A 23,483-nucleotide genomic window follows, 5' to 3' on the forward strand; every position below is an offset into this window, starting at 1 on the left:
TCACGTGAAACGATTCCGCCGGCCACGTCGACGCCCGAGCAGTTCGACGACACTCCCATCGCCGCCGCCGCAGCCCGAGCCAGTCAAGTACTGACCCCTGGAGGTGCTGGCCAGTTACCCCGCCCCCCGCACACGCGCGTCATGACCGTGGCGAACCAGAAGGGCGGCGTCGGGAAGACGACCACGGCCGTGAACCTCGCTTCGGGGCTCGCGCTGCACGGGCTGCGCGTTCTGGTCGTCGACCTCGACCCGCAGGGCAACGCGAGCACAGCTCTGGGCATCGACCATCGCGCACCCGACATCGCGTCGGTCTACGAGCTGCTCCTCGGCGAGGTCACGCTCAAAGAGGCAGTCAAGCAGAGTCCGAGCCACGAGAACCTCTACTGCGTACCCGCGACCCTCGACCTGGCCGGCGCCGAGATCGAACTGGTCTCACTGGTCGCCCGCGAGAACCGACTCCGTAATGCGCTCAATGACGCGTCTGTCGCGGAGTTCGGCTTCGACTACATCTTCATCGACTGCCCACCGTCGCTGGGTCTGCTGACCGTCAACGCGATGGTCGCGGCTCGAGAGGTGCTCATCCCCATCCAGTGCGAGTACTACGCACTCGAGGGCGTCGGTCAGCTCCTCCGCAACATTGAGCTGGTCCAAGCGCACCTCAACCCGAATCTCCACGTCTCGACGATTCTGCTGACGATGTACGACGGCCGCACCAAACTCGCCGACCAGGTCGCCGACGAAGTACGACGCCACTTCAGTGACAAGGTCCTTGGTACCGTGATCCCCCGCAGCGTGAAGGTGTCCGAGGCGCCCGGCTACGGAATGACGATCATCGAGTACGACCCGGGTTCACGTGGAGCAATGAGCTATCTCGACGCCGCGCGCGAACTCGCCATGCGCGCGAAAGACGAATTCTCCTCCACCACGGACCTCTCGAGAGGACAGCAATGAGTCAACGAGACGCCCAACGACGCGGAGGATTAGGCCGCGGTCTGGCAGCCCTCATCCCGACCGGACCATCCGAGAACGAGTCGAGCGCTCCCCGACTCGGCGCTGCTGCCGCCGATGTCGTGATCGGCAAGGGCAACTCCGCTGGTAGCTCGGGCGGAAACGGCGCTCCCTCCTCCCCCACGACCGGAAGCGCGCAGGGCTCCACGACGACGTCGACCGATGCAACACGGTCGAGCGCTGACGGAAACGCGACTGCCGTCGGAACCGTCGACGAAGTTGGGGCTGTCTATCGCGAGCTGGCGCCCACACTCATCCAGCCGAACCCGCACCAGCCGCGCAGCGTCTTCGACGAAGAGGCGATGGCCGAACTCGTGCACTCGATCAAAGAGTTCGGGCTCATGCAGCCGATCGTCGTGCGCAAGCTCGCCACCCCGACACCCGACGGCGTGCTCTACCAGATCGTCATGGGCGAGCGACGCTGGCGAGCCAGTCAGGAAGCAGGACTCGAGGCGATCCCATCGATCGTTCGCGAGACCCCCGACGGCGACATGCTGCGCGACGCCCTGCTGGAAAATATTCACCGCGCCCAACTCAACCCTCTGGAAGAAGCGGCCGCGTATCAGCAGCTTCTCGAGGAGTTCGACGTCACCCACGAGGAACTGGCCACCCGGCTCGGGCGCTCGCGCCCGGTGATCACCAACATGATCCGCCTGCTGAAGCTCCCGATTCCCGTGCAGCGCCGCGTTGCCGCGGGAGTGCTCTCGGCCGGCCACGCACGCGCGCTGCTGTCACTGGAGACCGGAAGCGATCAGCAGGAAGCGCTTGCCGCGCGCATCGTCGCCGAAGGCCTGTCGGTCCGAGCCACCGAGGAAGCGGTGACTCTCGCCAACCGTGGCGACGGACCGTCGACCCCCACCCCATCGCCGAAGCGTCGGCAGATGCAGATGCCGGGTCTGCAAGATCTCGCCGAGAGACTCTCCGACGGCCTCGACACCCGCGTGACCGTCAGCCTCGGCAAACGCAAGGGCAAGATCGTCGTCGAGTTCGGCTCGGTCGACGACCTCGAACGTATCGTGGGGTTGATCCAACCGAAGACGTAGCAACGATCGGCGACTCGGCGAGAAAATAGCAACCGAAGTCGGCGATACCCACGAAAATTCGTGACCCACCGCATCCGAAAGTTTCGTCACAGTGACAGTCGAGCAGCACACCGAGCACATGAACAGTGAAACACCCTGCAACACATCAGATTTCACTTTCGTGGGCACTCGACCGATGCGTCGAGGCGAGGATTCACAATGAACTTCACGATTTCCAGTCTCGATCTCGAAGCATTCGAGTCATTGCCCCCGCACACCCGTCGTTGCGTGTTCTGGGAAGTCGATCCGTCGTTCACCAACGCGGCGTCCACCGCTTCCGATGACGATCCCTCTCCCCTGCGCGGCTCCGCGTCGTCCTCCGAGACACCGGCGGGACCGGCGAGTCTCACGAACTTCGAGAGCGAGTTCGACAAGGAGGCGTGGATCTCGTCGGTCCTCCTCGAATGGGGAACCTGCGGCCAGATCGCGATCGATTCGTCGACCGGCGTTGTCGTTGGCGCGGCGCTCTACGCTCCGCCCGGACGCGTCCCCCGCTCACGTAGCTTTCCGACGTCGCCGGTGAGCGCCGACGCGGTGCTACTCACTTCTGTGCGCACCGAGCCGGGTTTCGAGGAAGCGGGCGACCTCCTTATCGATGCCGTGGTCACCGATCTGATTCGACGAGGCGTCCGTGCCGTCGAAGCGTTCGGTTTCGTCCGACACGGTGGATCCCGCTACGGCAGTTCTCGTCACGGATCATCGCGCGACGCACTCGAGCGCGAGTATGACTCTCCCGCAGCGTATCTCGGTGACGAAGAATCATCAGATGACAGAAAGAGCTCTGACACAACGGATTTCGGCGACCTGAGTACGTGGTCGGAGGAGGCCGTCGTCGAGATCGCGCGCGAGATCCTCGACGGCCCGGGTCAGGATCTGTGTGGGCAATGCATGATCGACGCCGGACTCCTGAAGGATTCAGCCTTCGACGTGGTTGCGTCGCATGTGAGGTTCCCCCGCTTTCGCCTGGAGCTCGACGAAGGACTCGGCTGGAAGGTCGGAGTCGAGAGCGCCTTGGAGAAGCTCGTCGTGATGGCCGCGATCGATCTGGTCGGCAGAGAGCGGCTCACTGTTCCGGCCGGTAGTCGTAGTGGCGCGCGAACAACCCCACGCGGACACGCAGAAACCAGCCGCGACAGAGATCGCGAGAAGTAACTGGATCCGCTACCGGTCAGAAACCGGAAATACGTTCGGCCGCAAGGAGATCTGCGAACGTGTAGGTCCCTGTCGGGCGGTCGTTCTCGCCTAGCAGGTACAGGCGCTTGACCGCGACGAGGATGGCCTCGGTGATCACGTTGCGATAGTGCGGGTCGTCGAGCACCTTGGCGTCGTCGGGGTTGGTGATGTAACCGACGTCGATGAGGACAACTGGCATCCTGGTGAGCCGAAGGATGTCCCAGGTGCGTTCGTGGACGCGGCAATCGGTCAGCGGTGTGCGAGCGGCGATCTCACGTTGGATGAAGTCTGCGAGGTTGCGCCCGATGGTCGAATACGACCCGCGGTTGTTACCGAAGTAGAACGACGCGACGCCGTTCGCAGCGGGTGTCTCGTGGTGTCCGCATCGTAGCGAGATCATCATGTCGGCATCGACGAGATTGGCCACCCGAGCACGCTCGTCGTCGGATGCGTGGCCGCGACCGTCGTGCGACAGGAAGGTTTCCATTCCTGCAGCGGCCATCCTGCCCTCGAGGCGAGCGGCGAGATCCCACAGCACGCGGGATTCCAACTCGGCGACCGCTCCGGTCGAAAGTGCGTGCATCCCAGCAGTTCCCGGATCGATGACGATCCGCTTGCCGGACAGTTGGGGGCCGGAGCGTCGAACATGCTCTTCTTGGCGGATCGCGTAGGGCGATCCACCGGTCACACGGGTACCGAGCCGGTCGAGTGCGCGCAGCGTCGCCGGACCGCAGATGCCGTCGGCGGAGAGTCCGTACTCGCTCTGGTAGAGGCATACCGCGTTGTGGGTGCTCTCGCCGAAGACGCCGTCGACGAGTCCGGTGTAGTAGCCGAGGTTCTGCAGTCGGCTTTGGAGTGTGGCGACGTCGTCTCCGACCATGGGAGCCGACAGTCGGTACAGGAGTACTCGCGCGCCGAGTTGATACGACGCCTCGCGCAGCGATCGATACGTCGCCTGGCCGACGATGCCGTCGACGATCAGTCCGCGTTGCTGCTGGAACGCGCGCACTGCGTGGTCGACGTCGATGTCGAAGAGGGCGTCCTCGGTGCTGTGGATAACCGCACCGGTCTGCGGCGCTTCCGCGTCGTGCGTGTCGCTGGGTGCGATGTCGCCAGGTGTTGCGGCGCTAGGTGTTTTGCCGCTCTCGGGTGCCGCGTGACGGCCCGGAGTGGAGCTGAGCAGTCCCTGTCCGGAGAGGATCGATCGAATCTCGGCTACGGCCGACCCACGATCTCCCAGTCGGAACGTTGGCATCTCATCTCCTCAATTGGACATGTCGCCGTGAGGGGACACGGACGACATTGAACCAAAGTGAATTGTCTCAGGTCGTGGCATATGAGCAAAACTCATGCACACAGTTGAACCGATCCACGCTGTGCCGCGTCCCCGAGGCTACCGGTTGCCGCAGACGACACGTGGCAGATAGTTCGTGATGCCAAACTAGCAGTACAGGCCACCGTCGAATGCCAGGTGAGCTGTTCGACGGTGGCCTGGTCGGCTCACGTAGAGACGTGAGCGACGTCACTGCTGAGGTGTCGGTCAGGCGTTGGACCCGACGACGGAGTCGAGGTCGCGCAGGAGCGCGGCCTTGCCCTTGACGCCGACTATGGTCTTGGTCGGCTTGCCGTCCTGGAACAGGATCATGGTCGGGATCGACATGATCTTGTAGTCACGAGCGACTCCGGGATTCTCATCGACGTCGACCTTGGCGACGGTCAGCTTGTCGCCGTAGTCGCGTGCGATCTCCTCGAGGACCGGTGCGATCATGCGGCACGGGCCGCACCAGGTCGCCCAGAAGTCGACGAGCACCGGTCCGCTGGACTCGAGTACCTGATCTTTGAAAGTGGCGTCAGTGACGGCCACGGTGTTTGCTCCCATGATGTGTCCTCCTCTGGACGTGGTGCAGGGTGGTGAATAGAGGTGAATCCGCAGGTCAGACGGTGGGTGCGACCGTTGCGACCACATCGCCTTCGATCGGCATCGGCTCGATGTCGCCTTGATCGGCGAGCCACCGCTCGGCGTCGATCGCTGCCGAACAGCCGCTGCCTGCGGCGGTGATGGCCTGTCGGTAGGTGTGGTCGACGAGGTCGCCTGCGGCGAACACGCCGGGAACCGACGTGTAGGTGGTGCGGCCGGAGACCTTCACGTAGCCCTTGTCGTCGAGGTCGATCTGACCGCGGACGAGTTGACTGCGCGGGTCGTGCCCGATGGCGACGAACATGCCTGTGACGTCGATGTTCTTCTTGTCGCCGTTCCGCGTGTCGGTCAGTTCGAGGCCCGTCACCGAGTTGCTGCCCAGCACACCTGTGACGGCGGAATTCGTCACGAATTCGATCTTGTCGTTGGCGCGAGCGCGCTCGAGCATGATCTTCGACGCCCGGAACTCGTCGCGGCGGTGGATCAGCTTCACGCTGCGGGCGAACTTGGTGAGGAAGGTGGCCTCCTCCATCGCCGAATCGCCGCCACCGATGACCGCGATGTCTTGGTCCTTGAAGAAGAAGCCGTCGCACGTGGCACACGCCGAGACTCCCCTGCCCAGCAGTTCCTGCTCACCGGTGATCTCGAGGTAGCGGGCAGCGGCACCCATCGCGAGGATGACCGCATGGGCGCGATGCGTCTCGCCGCCGGCGTCGACCTCTTTGATCGTGCCGGTCAGGCGGACTGCCTCGACGTCTTCCATGCGGAGATCGGCCCCGAACCGGATGGCCTGCTCGCGCATCTCGTCCATGAGCGCGGGGCCCTGGATGCCGTTCTGGAAGCCGGGGTAGTTCTCGACCTCGGTGGTGGTCATGAGCGCACCACCGAACTGCGTTCCCTCGAAGACGACCGGTGCCAATTCGGCGCGGGCTGCGTATACGGCAGCGGTGTATCCGGCCGGTCCGGACCCGATGATGATCAGGTCGTGGATCTGCTGGTTGTCTGTCTGGCTCATCCGTCCTCCGTGCTTGTGGCGACGCGCGGTACCGCTGATTCTCCGGTGCGCGTTGTCGGCTCGTTCAACACAAGCCTAAGGGCAGATGTTCCCGCTGCTGATCCCGTGGCGCTCACCCACCCAGTCTGGTGCGCGACACCGTCGCCGGGTTGTCGGTATCGCAGCCCTGCTCGACGACGAGTGCGTCGAACCGACCGGCCATCCCCGTCCCGAGCAGAATTGCCACCCGCTCCGACCCTCCCACCGTGATCTCGCCGGAACCGAGGACCGGAGTCGACGCCGGTACGCCGTTGGCCGCGGTGCACCGACGTAGCGCTGCCTCGGATTCGAACGGCGCGTGGCCGGTCTTTCCGAGCACGGACAACGCCGAGGCCTTCTCGACGCCGTCGAGCTGCGGTGCGTCGAGTTGTGTCGTGTTCGCCGAGGTCGACGGCTGCGCCTGCACACCGGCGCCCGGTTCGTCCGTGGTCCTGGTGGCGACGACTGTCACGACTCCCACAAGCACCGCGATCGCAGCCGCGGCACCGACGAGGAGAGCTGCAACTCGTGGTGCGCGGGTCGACGAACGTCGTCGACGTTCGGAGAGGTCTACAGGGGCCACTGAAGACTGCTGCGCAGCGTCGCGGGCCAGTGAGTCGTTGTGAATGGCGGACAGTGTGGCGGCGATCCGCGAGTCGACCTCTGGCGGAACGGGTTTCGGCTCCTCCGAGAGAGAACGTAGCGACTCGCTGGTGCGGTCGAGTGCGGCCAACACACTCTGGGCTGCGGGGTCGTTGACGATCCGCTCGCGCATGTATGCGGCGGTGTCGTCGGGTAGCGCGCCGGCGTGGAGGTCGGCGAGCAGATCCTCCGAATAGGGCGGTTCGGGATACGGCGTGTTCATCGTTGCGCTGTCCTGCTCCCCCGACTGTTGTGGCCATCATGGCGGCCTGGCTCGTCCACTGCCACATACGACGTTGACCGGAGCCGATCGGTTCCCTCGAATCTCGTGTTCATGAGTCTTCCTTGAGGTGACCGAGCAGCTTTGCCAAGCGGAGACGCGCTCGCGACGAACGACTCTTCACCGTTCCCTCAGCGACACCCAACCGCTGCGCCGTTTCGGCGATGCTGAGACCTTCGACGTCGAGCGCGACGACGACGGCCCTCTGCTCCTCCGGGAGCTGCGCCAGAGCGTCGCCGATGCTCATCGACAGATCGACCGCCGCGTACCGATCTTCACGCGCCGCCAGTGCTGGAATCTCGAAGTCAGGAAGAGAAACTGTGGGGCGCAACTTATCTCGTCGTATCCGATCGAGACATGCATTGACGACGATGCGATGCAGCCAGGTGGAAACTCGCGCGTCAGCCCGGTACGAGTGTGCCATTCTGTGTGCGTTGAAGAGTGCGTCTTGGAGTGCGTCGGCGGCATCGTCGGGGTTGTTGAGGGTGCGGTAGGCGACGGCCCAGAGGCGTTCTTGGTGGCGTCGGATGAGGGTGGAGAAGGCGTGGAGGTCGCCGTTGATGTGGGCGGTGAGCAGGTGCTCGTCGCTGCGTGTGTCGCTGGTTCCCCCGGGCATGGGTTGAGATTAGTGCAGCGCGGTGTCGCGTATGTCGGGTTGGCGTGCGGGGTTGTGGAGGGAGGTCGGGGTGGGGATGGTGAGCTGGGATCACAGGTGTTCGAGCATGATTCTGTTGGCGCGTTCAGCTTCTTGGTAGTTCCTGGCTGCTGTGGCGACTCGATAGGAGGAAACGATGAGCGTATGCAATACACGACGGTGCTAATTGTGGATCACCGCACACAAATTAGTCCGGCGATCCAGGACCTCGCAGATCAAGGGAAGCTGACCATCGTTCGCGAAGAATTGTTCGACAACGTGCCCCACGGCGATCCGCAGCCGAAACCGTTCACACCGAGCCCGGGGTGGACACCGCCCCACCCTGAAAACCAGAACTCCATAGCGGGGTGCCCGTCCGGTGACAGCTGATGAGTTCTTTCGTGATCTCCCCGATCCGCCGCAGTTGCGGTTCATGTACATGCCGCGTGGGCCGGAGTGGTTGTCGGACCCGCCGCCGCGCATCAAAGATGGTCAGGCCGGTGTCGACTTCCGGCTGGTACGTGATCTTGCGCGGATGGGCTACAAAACCTACTATCTAGACCCGCTCAGGTACTTGTATAAGACGATGCCTGCTGCGGTGCCGGTGTTCACCGATTGGATCAACTACATCGACGAGCGGTTGCCCGAGCCGCGGCGCACGAAAGCCGAACGCAAACACAAAGACTCGATCTGGATGTGCCTGAATATCAATCTTATTGATCCAGCCGCCAAAGGTGACCGGGAGACCATTGAGGCGTTGTTTGGGCAGTTCGACAAATCCTGGGCGCCGGAAGGAGTGCGATATGAGGCGGCGCGTGCGCTCGACTACATCGCGACCAAAGCCGACAACGATCGAATGGTTGCCCTCCTGCGAGATTCGAATAGTGGTGTCCGCAATGCGGTGACGCACTATCTGGGCCGATTCCGCACTGATCGTTCGCACGATCTGCTGGTGCACCGGCTTGCCACCGACCCAGAGGTCACCCAGGCCGCGATGACCGCGCTTGCACGTATGAAACGGCCCGAGGACATCGAGATCTTGCGGCCATGGCTCGACGATCCGCGCGACCTCATCCAGCGCGACGCCAAACGCGCAATTGCGAAGCTCGAGAAAGCTACCGCGAAATGAGTGATCCAATCGAGCGTCCACTCGAACTGCTTGCCGAGATGCATCGGACCGTAAGACGGAGAGCCTTGCATCGAATGTCACTTCTCCCGATGAACAGCGCTTCACGGATGTCCGCCACTGGATGTACAACGAGATGATGAAGAATTCAAAGTCTGATGCTATTAAGAGTATCCGAGGAATGAACGCAGATTAGGCGCCTGAATGGTGGGATTTCTGGAAAGACTTGGATCAGCTTGCTGCGGATGCGGCTTGGTTTGAACGGGTATGACGAGTACGGGCCGAACATGACCGAAGCTCAATTCAACGAGGGTGTCGCACAAGTAGTCGATGAGCTTGCAAAGGCTGAGTCTGAAGGCAAGAAGGTGACACAAATCCGTGACAACGGCGGCTCGTGATCGAGACAATCCGTCGCGTCGGGGTCCTCTGGGTTCCGTTGCTACTGTCGGGGCGGGGATCGCTGTGTTCCGACTGCTCCCGAGCATTTGGGCCGCCTGCACTGACACAGAGTGGGATGCAAACAGAGCCTGGGGAATTGCTGGATACGCTCCGTTGACAGCTCTCACGGTATTGGTCTTCTGCTGGGCGGCTTACGCTGTCCTGGCTACTCGATCCAGCGTCTGGGTCGTAGCGTTCGCTCCGGTCGCGGCGACGGCGGTTGCGCTACTCGTAGTGTGGGCAGTTGTCGCGTGGCAGCACGACGCCGCTGGCGTGATGCAAGACCGGTGCCCACGTGGGACACCACCCTGGTGGCTTTCGCTTATCCCTCTGTAGGACGTAGGTGGCGCATAGCTCACCATCTTCTTCGGAGGATGATGAGCGGCATGTGGTTCGCCGATTCGGTGAGCTCGTCTGTCGCCCGATACGCCTATCCCCCGAACCGCCAGGCCAGTGCGGCGCCGACGGCACCGATGCCATTGGCGGCCCAGTGCAGGGCGATGGGAGCGAGCAGGCTGTCGCTGCGTACGCGGAGCCATCCGAGGAGTACACCCGCAGCTGACGTGACGGCGACGGCGAGCACTACGCCGATGATTTGCGCGAACACACTGTGGCCGAAGAGATCGGACAGCCCAGCGTTGCCGGCAGTGAGCCCCAGCGACGTGATCACATGCCAACAGCCGAACAGCACGGCTTGGATCAGCAGTGCGCGGGTTGGCGTCGTGAGTCGACGCAGCGAGCCGAACAGCACACCGCGGAAGAACAACTCCTCGGGTAGCACCGTCTGGAACGGAATCACGACGAACGCGGCGAGTAGCGCATGCCCGAGGTCGCGGTAGGCGTCGTTCTGGAACAACTCGCGTGTCGGCGGAATGGCAACACCGACAACGACCACAACAACGACCGCAAGGACGATGACCAGCGCGTACCGACCGCCGCTGCGTAGGCCGGCGCGACCGAGGCCCAGATCCTCGTGTGTGAGGCCCGCAGCGAGCGCGATGGACACGGCAACCACTGCGGCGACGGTCACCAACCATTCGACGCCCGGAAGGTGCAGGAAATGGGCGCACATCTGTGCCGTCAGCATCAACGCGGCACCAACGATCGGCACCAACCACAGTCGACGACTCTGTTGAGAATCGGGCAAGCGCGGGTTCGCAGATGAGATACTGTCGTCGCGGCTCACCACGGTAGCGTTGCACAGGTTTAGGATTCACGAGTCACATCGATGTCCGATGACCACAAGGGGTGCCCAGGTGCCAGACAAGCCAGCGACCGGCTCCGAGCACGACGCGTCGCCGAAGACGAGCACCTCGGGTCGCCCACCCGAAGGTGATGGCCGACTCGCCGAGCCCGGCAGCGTCGACAGCAAATCGGCAGCCGACAGCAGCCCCGCCGCAAACAGCGAGCCCACCGTCGAAAACAAGTCCGTCTCAGACAGCGAGCCCGCCGTCGAGAGCGAGGATGGTGAGTCGTCGCCGCGCTCGTCGTCGAAGCTACGACGCGCGGCGCTGGCCTACGCGCATCGGATCAGTTTCGCCGGCCTCATGTTCGCGACGGTCTTTCTCTGGTTGTCGACGACGCCGTCGTTGCTGCCGCGCGGCCCGTTGTTCCAGGGCGTCGTGTCGGGTGGCGCTGCGGCAGTTGGCTATTGCGTCGGGGTGTTCATCGCCTGGCTGGTGCGGTACATGCTGTCTCGCTCGGAGCGCTGGCCGTCGCCGAAGCGAAACTATTGGATAGCACTGGGTGTGATCGCGCTCATCGGCACGGTTTTGATGCTGTACTGGTATTCGCGGTGGCAGACCGAGATTCGCAATCTGATGGGTGTCGAAAACCTCACCTGGACGGCGTATCCGATCATCGCGGTGTTCGCTGTGCTCGTCTTCGTGCTGCTGATGGTGATCGGGCAAGCATGGGCGAGTCTCGTGATATGGCTTGTGCGCCAGCTCAGAAAGATCGCTCCGCCGCGCGTTGCCGCTGTCGCGGGCCTGCTTGTGGTCGCGCTGCTGACGGTGTTCATCCTCAACGGTGTTGTCGCGAAGTATTCGATGAAGGCGCTCAACAGCACCTTCGCGTCCGCCAACGACGAGGTGCGGCCCAACACCGCTCCCCCGACGTCCGGGCTGCGATCAGGCGGTCCCGGGTCGCTGGTGACGTGGGAGTCGCTTGGGCGTGAGGGTCGCGTAATCGTCTCCAACGGACCGGATGTCGCGAAGCTGTCGGAGTTCAACAAGCAGCCGGCGATGGAGCCGATCCGCGCGTTCGTCGGGCTGGGTTCCGGCGACAATCTGCGCGCCAACGCGCAGTTGGCTGCAGACGAGCTCGTGCGCGCAGGTGGCTTGAAGCGCAAGGTGATCGCGATCGGCTCGACGACCGGATCCGGTTGGCTCAACAAGGCAACCATCGACTCGCTCGAGTACATGTACAACGGCGACGTCGCCACGGTGGCAATGCAGTATTCGTATCTGCCGAGCTGGATTTCATTCATCGTCGACAAAGAACGTGCCCGCCAGGCGGGTACGTCACTGTTCGAAGCTGTCGACGCCAAGGTGCGCGAGCTTCCCGAAGCGGAGCGTCCCAAGCTAGTCGTCTTCGGCGAAAGCCTCGGATCCTTCGGCGCCGAAGCGGCTTTCGGTACGGTCCCGACCGTCACCGCCCGTACCGACGGCGCGCTGCTCTCCGGTCCGACGTTCAGCAACACGCTCTGGAACGATGCAACCGCGGGCCGCGACAAGGGATCACCGCAGTGGCTGCCGATCTACAACAACGGCAGGCAGGTGCGCTTCATCGCAGACGAGAAGGATCTCGATCGGCCAGACGCACCGTGGGACTACTCGCGCATGGTCTACCTGCAACACGCGTCCGATCCCATCGCCTGGTGGTCGCCGCAACTCATTCTGCGCGAACCGGATTGGCTCAAGGAACAGCGCGGCAGGGACGTCATCAGCGCGACGCACTGGATTCCGTTCGTCACCTTCCTCCAGGTGTCGGCCGACATGGCGGTGTCGGTCAACGTCCCAGACGGCCACGGCCACAACTATCAGTCGGCCATCCCCTACGCCTGGGCACGCATCCTGCAGCCGCCCGGATGGACGGACGAGAAGACGCAGCAACTCGAGCCGCGACTGCATCGCGACGGGTAGCACTGCGACCGGGTGGCGGTGGTTTCGACAGGCTCAACCGGCGGCGGGGGTGCTCAGTCCGCGACGTCGAAGGCGGCGATGACCTTCGTCGGCGTCAGCCGTACGAGCGCTTCGCCTGGCACCGCATTGCGCTTGCCGAACTGCTCGGCAAGGTCGGGACCCATGTACCGCTCGGCGATCGCCGTGGCTGTGCGCAGTAGGTCGGCGGGGTCGTCGTCGAAGGCGACGGTGCCCTGGACCTGCACGAACGAGAACGGCGGCTTCTCGTCGTCGACGACGATCGTCGCTCGCGAATCACGTTGCAGTGCGCGACCTTTCGACGTGTCGATACCGGTGTTGAACACCAGCGCGCCGTCTTCGACGATGAACCAGATCGGTGTGACCAGCGCTCGACCGTCCTTCGACACCCACGCGATCTTGCCGGTTCGGGTTCCGGTGGTGAGGAATTCGACGACCTGGTCGGTCAGCTCGGCTGTGGACATGGCTCAGGTACCTTTCGTCCGGTGACGTCGGTTGTGCAGCGGTAGAGCGCGGCGGTACATCCACCACCAGGGTAGGTCCTGTGTCAGGCCAGGCGCTGATACGTCGCGATGAACATCTCGACACAGACGTCCCGGATGTCGGAGACGTCTGCGGCCGGTGCCCCGGCGTCGGTCGCGATGTACCAGTCGACGAGGAGCTGCGTGAGAGCACCGATCAATCCGACCGCGGCGAGTTGGAATCGCGCGGGCGGCTGCTCGTCGTCGAATGCGATGTCGATGGCCAGTTGGGCCCACGCGTGAATAGCGTCCATCCGCAGTCGCTCGAGCGAGGCGTCGACCCCGACGACCTCGACGAGGATCACCCGCGCCATCCGACGGTCGCCGGTGAGACGTTCGAGCAGGGCGTCGAGTGCGACGCGGGTGAGTTGTGCGAGGCGCTGCTCGCGTGGTGCGACGTTGGAGGCGTCGGGGACCTGCAGGAGGCTCTCCCCCACGGCCGTGCGGCAGACGTCGACGCAGTGTTCGTACACCGCTGCCAGCAACGCATTTCGGTCGGAGAAGGACTCGTAGAAATAGCGCTGGGTGAGGCCGGCCTCGTCGCAGAGCCGCTTGACCGACACGTGACGAAAGCCTTCGCGGCCGAACAGGTCCAGTCCGGCGTCGACAAAAGCTGCCCGACGCCGCGCCTGCCGCTGCTCGGGCCCGGTCCCGGCGTACAACCGCCCCGAAGGTCCGGGCTGGGAGGTCTCGAGTGTCACGGATTCCTCTCTTGTCTCGTCGGTTTTGCTGGCCCTGTGTCCTGCTGGCGTTGTTCGTCCTGCCTACCGGTCGGCATGGACACGCCTCATCTGAGACGATACTGTGTCAACATGAATCTGACACACTGCCGTGTCAGATAGTAGACCGGAGGTGACGCTCACGATGCTCGACCTACTCCCCGACCCGATGCGGGAGCCGACGGTCCTCGCGATCCCGTTCTTCGTGACGATGCTGGCCATCGAGTGGTTCGCGGCCTACAAGCTCGAGGAATCCGACGACGACGGCCGACCGCCGAAAGGTGCCTACGAGAAGCGCGATGCTCGTGCGAGTCTGTCGATGGGCGTCGTGTCGATTGCGACGAGCGCGGCGTGGAAACTGCTCGGGTTGCTCGTGTACACGGCCATCTTCGCCTACCTCGCGCCGTGGCATCTTCCGGTCACCGCCTGGTACACGTGGGTGATCGCGTTCCTCGGCGTCGACTTCTTGTTCTACTGGTCGCACCGCGTATCGCATCGGGTGCGGCTGGTGTGGGCGACTCACCAAGCGCATCATTCGAGCGAGTACTTCAACTTCGCGACGGCGCTACGGCAGAAGTGGAATATCAGTGCGGCCCTTGTGATGTGGCTGCCACTCCCCCTCCTTGGTGTGCCGCCCGCGCTGGTGTTCGCCGCGTACTCGCTGAACCTGGTGTACCAGTTCTGGATTCACACCGAGCGCATCGACAAGATGTGGCGCCCTTTCGAATTCGTCTTCAACACGCCATCGCATCACAGGGTGCATCACGGCAGTGATCCGGAGTATCTCGACCGCAACTACGCAGGCACGCTGATCATCTGGGACAGGCTGTTTGGTTCGTTCGCGCCTGAAACACACCGTCCCACATACGGACTCACCAAGCCGGTCGGTACGTACAATATCGTGAAGCTTCAAACACACGAGTACGCGAGCATCGCGCGCGACGTCCGTGCAGCGGCAAGCTGGCGTGCCCGCCTGGGTTACGTGTTCGGTCCTCCCGGGTGGGCGCCCTCAAGCGTCACCGGAGCCGACGCCACGGAAGCCGGAACAGTCGAAAGCGGTGAAGGGCGCGTCAGCGCGCCATCGTGACCTGGCCGATCTGTACCTGGTAGCTGCCGTTTCCTGTGCTCGGCAGCGAGGTGAGCCAGACCATCACGTAGCGGCTGCCCTGCGGATTTTCGACCGTCAGCGTCGTGCTCGGCTGGTCGACCGTGCCGGTTGCCACCGTCGAGGTCTGCGCGGCGGTCGGTGTTGCCGACGGTGCGGTGCGGATCTCGACGTTGAAGCCGGGCGTCGGCGTCTTGATGGTCACAGCCTTGACGTTCTGCTCACTGCCGAGGTCGAACATGAGGCCCATGCCGTTCTTGAGTCCACCGAAAGCCGCTGAGCCCCGGTAACTGTCGCTGCGCCACGGTGGAGCTGCCCCACTGATCACGTTCTGCAGATTGACGGAATTGTCTGGCGGCTGAGCGGAGAAGTCGACGATCGAGACCGCGTTGAGCGGGATCGCTGTGCCTGCGGCCGCCTGCGGTGGTGCGGAATAGCCCGGCGCGGCAGGTGCGGAGGTCGTCGGGAGGATCGAGTTGATGTTGGTATTGCCCTCGTCGCCGCCGAAAATGCCTGTGGCCCAGACGATCAGCGCGATGACAACGAACAACGCGAGCAGCGCTGCGCCCGCGAGCAACCCGACGTTGCGTTTGCGAGCTGCAGCAGCGGGAGACGGTTCATGAGCGCCGATCCGCACCGGTGGCTCGTCGTCGTTGATGGCGGGCAGCATGTCGGTCGGGAGATCGAGGACGGTTGCCTGGTCGAGGACGTGCTGGACGGTGCCTGCAGTGCGAATACCGCGTGCGCCGTCGAGTGCGCGCGAGGCGACCGCGGAGATCTCGAAAGGTATGTCGGACTTGACCTCTCGCGGGTCGATCGGCTCACCGTCTGGGCCGGGGGAGGCAATGGGGAGTCCGCCGACGGGCGTCGTCGTGTCGGCGGTGGTGACGAGGTGGTGTCCGGTCTCGCCGTCAAGGGGCCAGCGTGCGAGCAGTAGCGCGTACAGCACGGCGCCGAGTCCGCGGACATCCGACGATTTGTCGTCGCCCGCAAGGGTTCCCGGGAAGGCGAGTACGGCGTTGCCGTCGGTGCTGATCCGAATCCGGTCGGGATGATCGATGGAGAGCGCGCCGCCGGAACGGTGTGCGGCTTCGGCGGCAGCCGCGAGCGCACGGACGGCACGGGCGGCACCGATGGGGGAGGGACCCGAGCGTGCGACGTCGGCCAACGACGAACCGGGGACCCATTCGGTGACGACGATTCCACCCGACGAGCCACGCACGACGTCGAGAACACGTGCGACGCCCGCGGAGCTGATCTGGCCAAGTCGCAGAGTCCGGGTCAGAACGCCCTGGGGGCCGGAATCGCTTGCGCTCGGCTGATCTCCGCGCTCGGGCGGCGGGGCGAGCTGCTCGGCGTCGACGAAGGTCAGGCCGACCTCGCGGTCGAGGTTGATGTCCTGTGCGCGCCAGAACTGGAGGCCACGGGTGCCGCCGTGGGTGTCGAGGAGGCGGTAACGACCGCCGGCGACAGCCGCGCCGGGGATGAGACGCGGTCCGCGGCGCACGGGCGTGCCGAGTTCCTCGGGACGGTCGGGATCGGGGGTGGGTCCGCCGGTCTTTGGGGATGGGCGCGGCTCATTGGTCTTGGCCTGCTCACTCGTCGTATCGGAGGACGTCTCGGACTGGGGGGTGGTCTCGACCTCGCTGCCACTCAAGCCGCTATCAGTCAAGCCGCTGTCAGTCACGCGTCGGACTCCTTTCCTGCGATACCGAATATCTCGTGGTTCACGCGTTGGTGAGCCCACTTCGAGACCCCGACCACCGGCTGCACCACCGCTGAGCACCGCATACGACTGCCAGCTCGCGGTACCGCGGTCGAATCGCCGGACCACTTGTACCTGACCAGAGTACGGGAGCGATTCGTCGGCAGTGACCCGCGGAAACTGAACCGTGATGGTCGGCGACGATTCCGTGACCTGGCCGGCAGGAGGCGCCAGAGCGGGGATGAACCGACCGAGCAAGCGGCGCACCGAATTACCGATCGCCACGACGTCGGGCAGCCCTGCCGCCGAGAGGCCCGCGTAGGTCACACCGAGCACCACGACCGCGGTGATCAGCAGATACGCCAGCGATCCGAGCTTGCCCTCTGCCGTGCCCAAATAATGCAGACCCGACAACTCGGCGACGACCCACACGATCGCGGCGACGCCGACCGAGACAATCAGCGTCACGATCGTCGTGCGCGCAACACCTTCGAGGCGGCGGTAGGCGAGGCGCTTACGAAGGAGGAAGTGTCCGACGATCGCGCCCGCGAGATAGCCGAGACCATTCGACAGCGACAGCCAACGGATCACCATGTGCGGATCGGAGAAGAGCACCGGACCCAGATACGACGACGCTATCTTGACGACGGTGATGCCCAGCGCGATCCACGTCGGAGTCCACGCGTCCTGCGCGGCGTAGAACACGCGTAGCTGGACGAGCGTGATGGCGTAGGGAATGAGCGTGAATGCGCCCCAGGCGAGGACGGAGCCAAGCTGCGAGGAGATCGAGGCGTCGAACTTGCCGAAGTTGAAGATCGCGATGCCGATTGCCGGACCGAAGAAGGTCATGAACGCGACGGTCGGGACCAGAGCGACCATCGTCAGGCGTGAGGCGAGGGAGAGATCGTCGACGACGGCGTCGCGGTTGTCGGCTGCGGCGTTGCGCGACAAGCGCGGCATTATCGCGGTCAGGATTGTCACGCCGAGCACGCCGTACGGGAGTTGGAGAAGCTGCCAGTGCGTCGCGTACACCGAAATGCCCGACGAGTCGGCGTGCGAGGCGATCCGATAGGTGATGACGAGTCCGACCTGAAGGATCGCGACGTAGCCGACGATCGCAACCGCCTGGCGCCCGAAGGCACGCAACCGCGCGTCGATGCCCCACTGGAGCTTCAGCCGCACCCCGGCTCGACGCAGCCACGGGATCAGAATGCACGCCTGCAGAACGACGCCGAGCGTGGTGCCGACACCGAGGACCAGCAGCTTGGGCTCGGACATCTTGACCGGATTGAGCGTGATCTCGCCGGGCATCAACGCGTACAGCACGAGCGTCGCGATCTGGACGACGTTGTTCAGCACCGGAGCCCAGGCACCCGGTTTGAACAAGCCCTTCATGTTCAGGATGGCGATGAACAGCGCCGACAGCCCGTAGAACAAAATCTCCGGCAGTAGGAGATAGGCGAGTGCCGTGGTCAGCGGTCTGTTGACGTTGCCGTCGCCGACGTTGAGGAGGGTGAGCAGGGGCGCAGCGACGAGGGCGATGAGCGTCGCAGCACCGAGCATGCACAGCGCAAGGGTGAAGATGCGGTTGATGAAGCCTCGGCCGCCGTCGGGGTCCTCGGCTTCCGCACGGACGAGCGTCGGGATCACGATCGCGGTCAGCACGGCACCGAGGACGACCTCGGCGATCATGTTCGGCAGCACGTACGCCGCCTGGAACGCGGATGCGATCGCGGGACCGAGCATCGCGAGCACCAGCACGGTTCGAATGAACCCGGTGATGCGGCTGGTCAGCGTGGCGAGCGCGATCGACCCGGAGGTCTTGACGATGCTCGCATCGGAGTCGCGCGCGAGACCGGTCGACGACGAGGCGTCGGCATCTGAGGTGTCGGTGTTTGGGGTGTCTGGGAAATCTGGGGCAGTGCTGTCTGGCTCGCGCGACTGCGTCGCGGTGGACGCTGAGGCAGCGGTCCGCGCTGCGGGAGTCGGCGCGGGGCGAGCTGGGGAATTCGGCGCGGGGCGAGCTGGGGGATTCGTCGGCTGAGGGTTCGACGCTTGCGGATTCGACGATGGAGGCCGGCGAGTGCCCGTCGTCGGTCGGGCCTCGCGCAGCGGACGTCCCGCGCGGGGAGGTTGGGCTGCACGTGAGGGGGCTGCACGTCGAGGTTGGGCGGCGCTCGGGGGTTGGGCGTTGGGGGGCTGGGTGCCGCGGCGAGGTTGGGAGCCGTGCGGGGGTTGGGAGCCCGTCGGTTGGGTATTCGGCTGCTGTTGGGTGCGGTCGTCGCCTGGTCGCTCGTGGCGGCCGTCGCGATGCTGGGGCAGATCGCGGGACGGGCGCGGGTCACGAGTCGTCGAATGCGGGGCGTCTGGGCGTCCAGGCGGGATCACGCGAGGAGCTGCGCGCCCTGACAACGGCGGGCGAGCACCAACCGGCCCGTTCAGCGGCGCGGGCCCGACACCGGGGTCACGCATGCCGGGGTCGCGGGGACCCGAGGACCTGGCACCTGAGCGGCGCTGCGTCGAATCGTTAGGCGGAACGCGACGCGGCTCGGCACGCCGCTGTGATTCTGAAGCGGCTCGCCGCTGGGAGTCTGGCGCGGCCGGCTTCTGTGAGTCCGGCGCGGATCGTCGTGGCGGATCGCCGCGTTGTCCTCGATCGCTCATGCGCCCGTCCTGTCCGTGCCGCTGTCCTTTGCTGTGCCGCTGTCTACCGCTGTGCCGCTGTCTATCGTCGTGCTGCCGTCTATCGCTGCGCCGCTGTCTCTCGTCGTCGGGGGCGCAGAGTCGTCCCGTGCAATCGCGCCGAACTGTTCAGTCTGGGCGAGTGCCTCCTCCTGTTGGAGGGTACGGCGCCGCTGCTGGTACGTGCTCGCCGCGAGCATCCGTTCCAGCTCGTCGGGCTCGGGTCGGTCCTCGTCGGCGGGGTCGGGCCTGCCGCGGAATCGGCGCCAGAGGCGGCGCGCGGTGAGCAGGATCAGCGCGACCGCTGCGCAGATCGTGACGATGAACAGCGGTTTTCCGTATGCGTTGGAATACACCGACAGTTTGATCGGGGTGCCGAGTGTGACTCCGGTTACCGTCGACATCCCGATCGTCACCGTCATCGCCTCGGAGGACCGCGCGTGTGTCGGCAACTGGATCTGGCGGGTGCCGCGAGCCGGGATCTCGACGACCCCGACGTCGCCGATCTCGAGGTCCTTCGGCGCGGTCGTGGTGATGCGAACCCTGATCGGGAGCGCGAGGTCGTTGCGCACGACAAGCAGCAGCGGACTTCGCTCCGACGCGAGGGTATATCGGCCACCGGGGTCGAGGATGGTGACCGACCCGTGCATCCGGTTGAGCGTCGAGTGCACCGCATCGATACGTTGCTGACGTTCTCGCGCAAGTCGGGTCCGTGTTGCGGTGTTGTTCTCGTCGGGCGAGCGGATCGAGCGGAGCAGATCCTCACGCAGCTGAGAGACGTAGCGCTCGGGGCTGGCGTCGACGTCGGCCGAATCGACCAGCGCTCCCTGCAGGCGCCACGACTCGTCGGCTGCCGACCGGATCGAGTCGACGGTCCGGTTGGTGAGCGCCGGTCCGATCTGTGAGATCGGGCCGACTCCCGGTGGGTCGACGAGTCGAGCGGGTGCCGTCGCACCGCCGATCCGGTTGACCAGGTCGTCGAGCGGGGCAGGGGTTGCTGCGCGTGAGCCGAAGAGAACCGTGGCCGTGGAGAACAGTGCGTTCGCGTCGTCGGACGTGGCCGACCAGTACGTCGGGGGCATCACGACTTCCGCGCGGCCTGCGGTATTCGTGACGGCGTTACTCGTCACGGCAGTGCCCGTGCTGGTGGAGGTTCCGGGCTCCCCGCTCGATCCCGGAGTCGCGATCGAGCGAAATGCCAGCGCAGCCACTGCGGCTTGGCGTCGGCTGACCGGCGATTCAACGGCGAGGTCGGTCTGCTGGCTCGGCGGAGTGAGCGCGGTGACCAGGGGAGCAGTGCCCACGGCACCCATCGCCGCGCTGACCGACGAGTCGTAGGTCTGGGTGAGCAGGCCGCCCACGTTGTAGAGGCCCGCGGCATTCGGGTTGCCTGTCGGATCGACAGACGACGCCGAGGCGAGCGCCTTGGGGTGCCCCGCGTCGCGCAGGAGCTCACTGCCCGCTTGATCGACGGCTCCGAGCGCGGGAATCGTCAGCCCCCGCACGCTGCGCACTCCGAGAATCGCGTCGACGACGTCTGCGGGGGCATCGAGCGTGGCGGTGGTCAGCCCGGAGCGGTCGATGCGCGCCAACGAGGGCAGGTCCGCCTGGCTGAACGGCAGCGCGACAACACACGTCCGTGCCGCGACACCACGAAGGTCGGACAGCCACTGGGTTGCGGCGTCGCTACCGGTTCCGGGCGTGGTGCGCGACGTCGGGTCGGCGGGATTGCTGGACACCACGTAGCCCAACGACATGGCGCGAACGGTCACCAGAAGGTCGGGGTCGATGGCAAGACACATGCTGCGTTGCAGGTCGGAGGCACTCGGCGCGGCGGGCGACGTCGACGTTGCGGACGCGCCGGGAGCCGGCGTTCCAGAGCCCGACGACGTCGTGGATCCGGATGCCCCTGAACCGGAACCGCTCGCCGGCGGGTTGGCGGAACTGCCGCTGTCGTCCGCGCTGCCCGACCCTGCGGCCGAATCGCCCGCCGCGGTCCCGATCACGTTGCGCGCGGACTCCAGGAGTTCGTGCAGTCGGCCGCCGTCGCGCAGTGAGCGGGCCATGTCGTCGCTGATCAGGCGCACGGGTTGGGTTCCGCCACCGAGCCCGCCCGGTGCGAGTTGAGGGGGTGCCGCGAGGGGCCAGAGCATCGTGATGCGCGCGGGGTCGGAGGTGTCGGCCGAGACCGCTCCGTCGGCGCTGAGGCCACCGTTCCCACTGGCCGTCGCACTGTCCGCGCCGCCAGTCGTCGAATCCAGACCCGTCGAATCCAGACCCGTCGAATCCAGTTCCGACGAGTCGAACTGTGCGGCCCGATCCTTGTCCGGTGGCAGTGAGAGCACTGGGAGAAGAGTCCGGGAGCCTGCGACCTGGGCCATCGAGCCGTAGTCGGGGACGCCGTTGACGTTGACCTGCAGCGGGTACACGCCGGTCCGCGAGATCTGCATGCCCGATTGACCCGAGAGTGACATGTTGATCCGGAACGAGACCTCGGCTCCCGGGGCCAGCTCGTCGGTGAGGTTCCGGAAAGCTCCGGAGACGGCGATCGGGGGATGCGCGACCGCGAGACTGCTGCGCAGGCCCGCGGCGTCGCGGACGGCGTCGCCACGTTCGAGGCGGATGCTGAGATCTTTGATCGTGCGCGAGCTGGTGTTGCGTACGTGTCCTTCGACGGTGAGGTCGGGTCCCGACGTCGTCGTGACCATCGACGGCGTGAGTGTGTCGATGACCACGGAGGCAAACCGCTGGTCGTCGGACGACGTCGAGCCGTCCGACGCGCCGCTGGTCGGCACCGCTGCGGCCGGGGCAGCGCACAGCGCCGCGACGATCACCACGCCGAGAACAGCGAGAAGAACGCGCGCACGCGTGAAGAAAGAGGCGCTCAGGCGCCGAGAACTACCGATGCGCAGGACGTCACGCATCCCCGGACGCAGGTCGCCGAGGACGCCTGCGCCGTCGCCGCGGCCGCGCCTGAGGCTGACTGTCCGCGCGACGCTTGACCTCCGAGCGATGCCCGACGTCGTTGCGTCGCTGATTACGTGCGGCTGCGGCTTTCTCATATGCGTTCGGTTCGGTGCGGCTGCTCTCGGCCTCGGATTGGGCCAACCGTGCGGGGTCGGCGGCCAGATCGGCGATCACGCCGCGCGCCATCCGGGCCAATCGCCGCTCGTCAGAGTACGTGAGCTTGCGCGGCAACTCGTGCAACGGCACCCATGCGACCTCGCTGACCTCGTAATCGGCGTCGGAAAGCTCTCCGCCGACGCTACGCAGCAGATAATGATGCACCGTCTTGTGGATGCGTTTGCCCTCGCTGACAAACCAGTAGTCGATCTTGCCGAGGGGTGCGACCACGGTTCCCTTGATGCCCGTTTCCTCGGCGACCTCGCGAATCGCGGTCTGCTCCGCGGTCTCGCCGGTCTCGATATGTCCCTTCGGAAGCGACCACATCAGCCTGCCGCGCCTGTCGACGCGCCCGATCAATGCCGCCGACAGTTCGTCGACGGGGAGGTCGAGGTCGGAGATCACGAGCCCACCCGCAGAGGTCTCGCGCACGGTCTGCAGGCGGTCGGGACTGTTGGCCGTCCGGTCCGCCGTGCGGGTGGCGCGGCGTCGGCTGCGGTTCTGTCCGGGCTTGGGGCCGTTCGACGCGTGCGTCAGGCCGGTTTTGGTGATCTTTGCGCTGACGACAGCGATGTCGGACGGCTTGGGCGGCGTCACCTTGGCGTGCGCGCCCTCGATCGACGTCTCCGCGTCGCAGTCGGCGGGCTCGGCGTCGGCCATGCCTGCTTCGACGCGGTTCGAGCGCGCGGTGGCACGCGCGACGTCTGCAGGAGACGGCGCACGTTTGCGCTGCCTGTCTCGCTGCTTGTCGTTGTTCTTGCTGTTCGGGTTGTTCTTGCTGTTTAGGGCAGGGTCGGCACCGCCGCGGTGATCGGTTCCCGCGGGCTCGGCTCGGCGGTTGTCCTGGGCGCGTCGTCGACGACGTCCACGGCGCGAACGGCGTGACGGACCCGGCTTGCCTGCGTTGGCGACGCCGGGGTTGCCCACCGACTTTGCGCCGGAACCGGCAGGCGCGCCCGTGGGGGTGCCGGGTGTCGTGGCTCGCGAATTGCCACCTGAACTACCACCCGAAATACCACCGTGACCAGCCGACGAGACGTCGCCTGAGACGTCTGCACGGTTGGTCGGGGACTCGGTTGACACAGACTCGATGCTAGCCGCTGGTCACCTGCCGTTTGCCCAGTGCCGTCAGG

Annotated in this window: 18 protein-coding genes; 7 read left to right on the plus strand and 11 right to left on the minus strand. The window is 65.2% G+C overall.

Features of this window, described 5'->3' with window-relative positions:
- The 3 genes from A5777_RS23520 to A5777_RS23530 all read left to right on the plus strand — a co-directional run.
- A partial coding sequence (locus tag A5777_RS23520) for a ParA family protein (RefSeq protein ID WP_231895184.1) occupies positions 1–951 on the plus strand: 951 nt, incomplete at its 5' end.
- On the plus strand, positions 948–2,051 hold the full coding sequence (locus A5777_RS23525; RefSeq protein WP_064865227.1) for a ParB/RepB/Spo0J family partition protein: 1,104 nt from the start codon (positions 948–950) through the stop codon (positions 2,049–2,051). The genes A5777_RS23520 and A5777_RS23525, both read left to right, overlap by 4 nt.
- A gap of 198 nt (positions 2,052–2,249) precedes the next feature.
- Positions 2,250–3,242: a hypothetical protein gene (locus A5777_RS23530; protein ID WP_005205923.1), complete on the plus strand. Its 993-nt coding sequence runs from the start codon at positions 2,250–2,252 to the stop codon at positions 3,240–3,242.
- A gap of 16 nt (positions 3,243–3,258) precedes the next feature.
- Here the strand turns inward: A5777_RS23530 and A5777_RS23535 are convergent, their stop codons facing one another.
- The 5 genes from A5777_RS23535 to sigM form a co-directional block, all read right to left on the minus strand.
- Complete coding sequence (locus A5777_RS23535) at positions 3,259–4,518, minus strand: N-acetylmuramoyl-L-alanine amidase (protein ID WP_005205924.1); 1,260 nt, start codon at positions 4,516–4,518, stop codon at positions 3,259–3,261.
- A gap of 285 nt (positions 4,519–4,803) precedes the next feature.
- Positions 4,804–5,142, minus strand: a complete 339-nt coding sequence (gene trxA, locus A5777_RS23540) for a thioredoxin (protein ID WP_005205925.1) — start codon at positions 5,140–5,142, stop codon at positions 4,804–4,806.
- A gap of 55 nt (positions 5,143–5,197) precedes the next feature.
- Positions 5,198–6,196, minus strand: coding sequence for a thioredoxin-disulfide reductase (gene trxB / locus A5777_RS23545; RefSeq protein ID WP_064865231.1), 999 nt, complete (start codon positions 6,194–6,196; stop codon positions 5,198–5,200).
- A gap of 112 nt (positions 6,197–6,308) precedes the next feature.
- Positions 6,309–7,079 (minus strand): anti-sigma factor family protein, encoded by a 771-nt coding sequence (locus A5777_RS23550; RefSeq protein WP_005205928.1) that lies wholly within the window; start codon positions 7,077–7,079, stop codon positions 6,309–6,311.
- Between the two features lie 109 nt (positions 7,080–7,188).
- Positions 7,189–7,752 carry an RNA polymerase sigma factor SigM gene (sigM, locus tag A5777_RS23555; protein ID WP_064865234.1) on the minus strand — a complete coding sequence of 188 codons (564 nt, stop codon included), beginning with the start codon at positions 7,750–7,752 and terminating at the stop codon, positions 7,189–7,191.
- Between the two features lie 397 nt (positions 7,753–8,149).
- Here sigM and A5777_RS23560 point away from each other — a divergent pair, with 397 nt between their 5' ends.
- The gene (locus A5777_RS23560; protein WP_064865237.1) at positions 8,150–8,899 is read left to right on the plus strand and encodes a HEAT repeat domain-containing protein; all 750 of its coding nucleotides are present in this window, start codon (positions 8,150–8,152) and stop codon (positions 8,897–8,899) included.
- 865 nt (positions 8,900–9,764) lie between these two features.
- Here A5777_RS23560 and A5777_RS23565 read toward each other — a convergent pair.
- Positions 9,765–10,421: a CPBP family intramembrane glutamic endopeptidase gene (locus A5777_RS23565; protein ID WP_064865266.1), complete on the minus strand. Its 657-nt coding sequence runs from the start codon at positions 10,419–10,421 to the stop codon at positions 9,765–9,767.
- 169 nt (positions 10,422–10,590) lie between these two features.
- On the opposite strand from A5777_RS23565, the gene A5777_RS23570 reads away from it, so the two are divergent.
- Positions 10,591–12,477: an alpha/beta hydrolase gene (locus A5777_RS23570; protein ID WP_231895186.1), complete on the plus strand. Its 1,887-nt coding sequence runs from the start codon at positions 10,591–10,593 to the stop codon at positions 12,475–12,477.
- A gap of 53 nt (positions 12,478–12,530) precedes the next feature.
- Here A5777_RS23570 and A5777_RS23575 read toward each other — a convergent pair whose 3' ends face one another.
- Both A5777_RS23575 and A5777_RS23580 read right to left on the minus strand, forming a co-directional pair.
- Complete coding sequence (locus A5777_RS23575; protein ID WP_064865241.1) at positions 12,531–12,959, minus strand: PPOX class F420-dependent oxidoreductase; 429 nt, start codon at positions 12,957–12,959, stop codon at positions 12,531–12,533.
- An 83-nt stretch (positions 12,960–13,042) separates the two neighbouring features.
- Complete coding sequence (locus A5777_RS23580; RefSeq protein WP_064865244.1) at positions 13,043–13,717, minus strand: TetR/AcrR family transcriptional regulator; 675 nt, start codon at positions 13,715–13,717, stop codon at positions 13,043–13,045.
- 163 nt (positions 13,718–13,880) lie between these two features.
- Here A5777_RS23580 and A5777_RS23585 point away from each other — a divergent pair, with 163 nt between their 5' ends.
- On the plus strand, positions 13,881–14,822 hold the full coding sequence (locus A5777_RS23585; RefSeq protein WP_064865273.1) for a sterol desaturase family protein: 942 nt from the start codon (positions 13,881–13,883) through the stop codon (positions 14,820–14,822).
- Here the strand turns inward: A5777_RS23585 and A5777_RS23590 are convergent.
- The gene (locus A5777_RS23590; protein ID WP_197502455.1) at positions 14,806–18,375 is read right to left on the minus strand and encodes a murein biosynthesis integral membrane protein MurJ; all 3,570 of its coding nucleotides are present in this window, start codon (positions 18,373–18,375) and stop codon (positions 14,806–14,808) included. The two genes, A5777_RS23585 and A5777_RS23590, sit on opposite strands and share 17 nt — an antisense overlap.
- Here A5777_RS23590 and A5777_RS23595 point away from each other — a divergent pair.
- Positions 18,326–18,589 carry a hypothetical protein gene (locus tag A5777_RS23595; protein ID WP_156529477.1) on the plus strand — a complete coding sequence of 88 codons (264 nt, stop codon included), beginning with the start codon at positions 18,326–18,328 and terminating at the stop codon, positions 18,587–18,589. The genes A5777_RS23590 and A5777_RS23595 overlap by 50 nt on opposite strands.
- Before the next feature lie 616 nt (positions 18,590–19,205).
- On the opposite strand, the gene A5777_RS23600 is transcribed toward A5777_RS23595, so the two are convergent.
- Positions 19,206–22,151, minus strand: a complete 2,946-nt coding sequence (locus tag A5777_RS23600; protein ID WP_064865253.1) for a DUF6049 family protein — start codon at positions 22,149–22,151, stop codon at positions 19,206–19,208.
- Positions 22,144–23,433 carry an NUDIX hydrolase gene (locus A5777_RS23605; RefSeq protein WP_064865256.1) on the minus strand — a complete coding sequence of 430 codons (1,290 nt, stop codon included), beginning with the start codon at positions 23,431–23,433 and terminating at the stop codon, positions 22,144–22,146. Before A5777_RS23605 ends, A5777_RS23600 begins: the two co-directional genes overlap by 8 nt.
- Between the last annotated feature and the right edge of the window lie 50 nt (positions 23,434–23,483).

This window comes from Gordonia sp. 852002-10350_SCH5691597 (genome assembly GCF_001665715.1).
GTDB lineage: Bacteria > Actinomycetota > Actinomycetes > Mycobacteriales > Mycobacteriaceae > Gordonia > Gordonia sputi.

Excerpts from the sequence above, each read along its gene's own strand:
- A5777_RS23525 (WP_064865227.1), top strand. The coding sequence starts at position 948 with ATGAGTCAACGAGACGCCCAACGACGCGGAGGATTAGGCCGCGGTCTG.
- A5777_RS23530 (WP_005205923.1), top strand. The coding sequence starts at position 2,250 with ATGAACTTCACGATTTCCAGTCTCGATCTCGAAGCATTCGAGTCATTG.
- A5777_RS23535 (WP_005205924.1), bottom strand. The coding sequence starts at position 4,518 with ATGCCAACGTTCCGACTGGGAGATCGTGGGTCGGCCGTAGCCGAGATT.
- trxA (WP_005205925.1), bottom strand. The coding sequence starts at position 5,142 with ATGGGAGCAAACACCGTGGCCGTCACTGACGCCACTTTCAAAGATCAG.
- trxB (WP_064865231.1), bottom strand. The coding sequence starts at position 6,196 with ATGAGCCAGACAGACAACCAGCAGATCCACGACCTGATCATCATCGGG.
- A5777_RS23550 (WP_005205928.1), bottom strand. The coding sequence starts at position 7,079 with ATGAACACGCCGTATCCCGAACCGCCCTATTCGGAGGATCTGCTCGCC.
- sigM (WP_064865234.1), bottom strand. The coding sequence starts at position 7,752 with ATGCCCGGGGGAACCAGCGACACACGCAGCGACGAGCACCTGCTCACC.
- A5777_RS23565 (WP_064865266.1), bottom strand. The coding sequence starts at position 10,421 with ATGCTGACGGCACAGATGTGCGCCCATTTCCTGCACCTTCCGGGCGTC.
- A5777_RS23575 (WP_064865241.1), bottom strand. The coding sequence starts at position 12,959 with ATGTCCACAGCCGAGCTGACCGACCAGGTCGTCGAATTCCTCACCACC.
- A5777_RS23585 (WP_064865273.1), top strand. The coding sequence starts at position 13,881 with ATGCTCGACCTACTCCCCGACCCGATGCGGGAGCCGACGGTCCTCGCG.
- A5777_RS23595 (WP_156529477.1), top strand. The coding sequence starts at position 18,326 with ATGCGGCTGGTCAGCGTGGCGAGCGCGATCGACCCGGAGGTCTTGACG.
- A5777_RS23600 (WP_064865253.1), bottom strand. The coding sequence starts at position 22,151 with ATGCGTGACGTCCTGCGCATCGGTAGTTCTCGGCGCCTGAGCGCCTCT.